The sequence below is a fragment of the Propionibacterium ruminifibrarum genome (assembly GCF_900289195.1).
GTDB classification, from domain to species: domain Bacteria; phylum Actinomycetota; class Actinomycetes; order Propionibacteriales; family Propionibacteriaceae; genus Propionibacterium; species Propionibacterium ruminifibrarum.
The window spans coordinates 1-2,393 of record NZ_OMOH01000021.1 but is presented as its reverse complement, the minus strand read 5'-3'; the positions used below and the strand labels follow the sequence as shown (position 1 = coordinate 2,393).

General features: G+C 56.4%; 2 rRNA genes. Both read left to right on the top strand.

Annotation, left to right across the window (positions count from 1 at the left end):
- A 16S ribosomal RNA gene (locus tag PROPJV5_RS12255) occupies nt 1-1,442 on the top strand; the annotation flags it as partial.
- 315 nt (nt 1,443-1,757) lie between these two features.
- A 23S ribosomal RNA gene (locus tag PROPJV5_RS12250) occupies nt 1,758-2,393 on the top strand; the annotation flags it as partial.

Genomic DNA, 2,393 nt, shown 5'->3' with positions numbered 1-2,393 from the left:
TTTTGGTGTACACGAGTGGCGAACGGGTGAGTAACACGTGAGGAACGTGCCCTTGACTTTGGTATAGCACTTGGAAACAGGTGGTAATCCCGAATATTCAGTTTCCCGGGCATCCGGGTTGTTGGAAAGCTTTTGCGGTCAGGGATCGTCTCGCGGCCTATCAGCTTGTTGGTGGGGTAGTGGCCTACCAAGGCTTTGACGGGTAGCCGGCCTGAGAGGGCGACCGGCCACATTGGGACTGAGATACGGCCCAGACTCCTACGGGAGGCAGCAGTGGGGAATATTGCACAATGGGCGGAAGCCTGATGCAGCAACGCCGCGTGCGGGATGACGGCCTTCGGGTTGTAAACCGCTTTCACCCATGACGAAGCTTTTGTGACGGTAGTGGGGGAAGAAGCACCGGCCAACTACGTGCCAGCAGCCGCGGTGATACGTAGGGTGCGAGCGTTGTCCGGAATTATTGGGCGTAAAGAGCTTGTAGGCGGTTGATTGCGTCGATAGTGAAATCCCGGGGCTTAACTTCGGGCTTGCTGTCGATACGGGTTGACTTGAGGAAGGTAGGGGAGAATGGAATTCCCGGTGGAGCGGTGGAATGCGCAGATATCGGGAGGAACACCAGTGGCGAAGGCGGTTCTCTGGACCTTTCCTGACGCTGAGAAGCGAAAGCGTGGGGAGCAAACAGGCTTAGATACCCTGGTAGTCCACGCTGTAAACGGTGGGTACTAGGTGTGGGTCACATTCCACGTGGTCCGTGCCGTAGCTAACGCATTAAGTACCCCGCCTGGGGAGTACGGCCGCAAGGCTAAAACTCAAAGGAATTGACGGGGCCCCGCACAAGCGGCGGAGCATGCGGATTAATTCGATGCAACGCGAAGAACCTTACCTGGGTTTGACATGTGCCGGAAGCATTCAGAGATGGGTGTGCCTTTTTGGCCGGTTCACAGGTGGTGCATGGCTGTCGTCAGCTCGTGTCGTGAGATGTTGGGTTAAGTCCCGCAACGAGCGCAACCCTCGTCCAATGTTGCCAGCAGTTCGGCTGGGGACTCATTGGAGACCGCCGGGGTCAACTCGGAGGAAGGTGGGGATGAGGTCAAGTCATCATGCCCCTTATGTCCAGGGCTTCACGCATGCTACAATGGCCGGTACAAAGAGTTGCGAGCCTGTGAGGGTGAGCGAATCTCAGAAAGCCGGTCTCAGTTCGGATTGGGGTCTGCAACTCGACCCCATGAAGTCGGAGTCGCTAGTAATCGCAGATCAGCAACGCTGCGGTGAATACGTTCCCGGGGCTTGTACACACCGCCCGTCAAGTCATGAAAGTCGGTAACACCCGAAGCCGGTGGCCTGTCCATTTTTGGGGGGAGCCGTCGAAGGTGGGACTGGTGATTAGGACTAAGTCGTAACAAGGTAGCCGTACCGGAAGGTGCGGCTGGATCACCTCCTTTCTAAGGAATACCTCTTTTCCCTGATTCGTGCCTGCTGTTTGGTGGGTGCGGGGGGCTGCTGCCTGTGAGTGTTTGGGTGGTGGTTTTGGGGTTTGTTTTGTGGAGTGCTGGGGGCACGCTGTTGGGTTGTGAGGGAGCGGCCGCGTTGTGGTGGTTTCCTTGTGTGGTCGTGTGGCTGCCGGGCTGTTGGTCCGGTTGGTTGTGCGGTGCTGCTTGTTTGTTGAGAACTTCATAGTGGACGCGAGCATCTTTGTAGTTTTTTGATTGTCTTGTGCGCGCGTGCCGGCTGTTTGTGGTTGGTGTGCGTGTGTTGTGTGGCAAGCTACTTAGTGCGATCGGTGGATGCCTTGGCACCAAGAGCCGATGAAGGACGTTGTAACCTGCGATAAGCCCTGGGGAGTTGGTAGACGAGCTGTGATCCGGGGATTTCCGAATAGGGAAACCTTGAAGGGAACCGGTTGTGAGGCCGGCGACTGCCCCCTGAATGTATAGGGGGGTTTGAGGGAACGTGGGGAAGTGAAACATCTCAGTACCCATAGGAAAAGAAAACAATAGTGATTCCGTGAGTAGTGGCGAGCGAAAGCGGATGAGGCTAAACCGTGCGTGTGTGATAGCCGGCAGGTGTTGCACGTGCGGGGTTGTGGGAGTGTTCTTGCCTGAGCTGCCGTGAGGGCGGGGAGTGATAAAGCAGTGTTGAAGTGGAAGCGGTTGGGAAGCCGTACCGTAGAGGGTGATGGTCCCGTACACGTATTGCATTGTCTTCCTTGAGCATTTCCCAAGTAGTGCGGAACCCCTGGAATTCCGCATGAATCTGGCGGGACCACCCGTTAAGCCTAAATACTCCTTGGTGACCGATAGCGGACCAGTACCGTGAGGGAAAGGTGAAAAGTACCCCGGGAGGGGAGTGAAATAGTACCTGAAACCGGTCGCATACAATCCGTCGGGGCCCTG